This window comes from Luteimonas sp. A277 (assembly GCF_054052045.1).
Genome location: NZ_JBSVRG010000034.1, coordinates 1 through 518, shown reverse-complemented (window position 1 = coordinate 518; position 518 = coordinate 1). Strand labels below are relative to the sequence as shown.

Here is a 518-nt window from a genome sequence, read left to right as displayed (position 1 = left end):
CTAACACCTAAGTTAAGCCGAACCGCGTAGTGGAGCGAACCACATGGCAAGCTGTACCTGCCATGTGGTTTGCGGAACGAAGCGGTTTCGGCTTGAACGCATTGTTAGGCGCCAATGCTAGCCGAAAAAGCAGGCATGCTTGTCCTCAGCTACCAGCGCCAGGAACTTATCGATGCTTCCGACTCGCGGCATTGGTGGATAGCCATGCCACTTTAGATCTGCACGCATCCAGAAGACACGCCAGAGCTCTTGGGTCCTGACGTAAGTGGCCTTTGCAACTGAATTCTCCATGGTCTCGCCGGGTGCTCCCTTCCAGCGAGGACGAACCTCAAAGATCTCAACGCTCTGTCCACTGATGCGGAAGGCAAGATCGAGCTCCGGCCGGATGTGCGGCGGCGGTCGACGCTGATCGACGAACGAGCCGACAACCTTCTCCAGTCGTTTTGTTTCGAGTTCGTTGAATGCCATATCAGTTGCGACGATAGTTGGATTTGGCGCCTAACACTTGAGTTAAGCCG

1 protein-coding gene is annotated in these 518 nt (G+C 55.0%); it reads right to left on the bottom strand.

Going from position 1 to position 518, the window contains the following annotated elements; translation table 11 throughout:
- Window positions 1-117: 117 nt before the first annotated feature.
- Complete coding sequence (locus tag ACW7G2_RS14055; protein WP_456976844.1) at window positions 118-468, bottom strand: DUF3024 domain-containing protein; 351 nt, start codon at window positions 466-468, stop codon at window positions 118-120.
- Window positions 469-518: the final 50 nt, after the last annotated feature.

What these genes read in the sequence shown, in the direction of transcription:
- ACW7G2_RS14055 (WP_456976844.1), bottom strand. Translation starts at nt 468, where the DNA reads ATGGCATTCAACGAACTCGAAACAAAACGACTGGAGAAGGTTGTCGGC.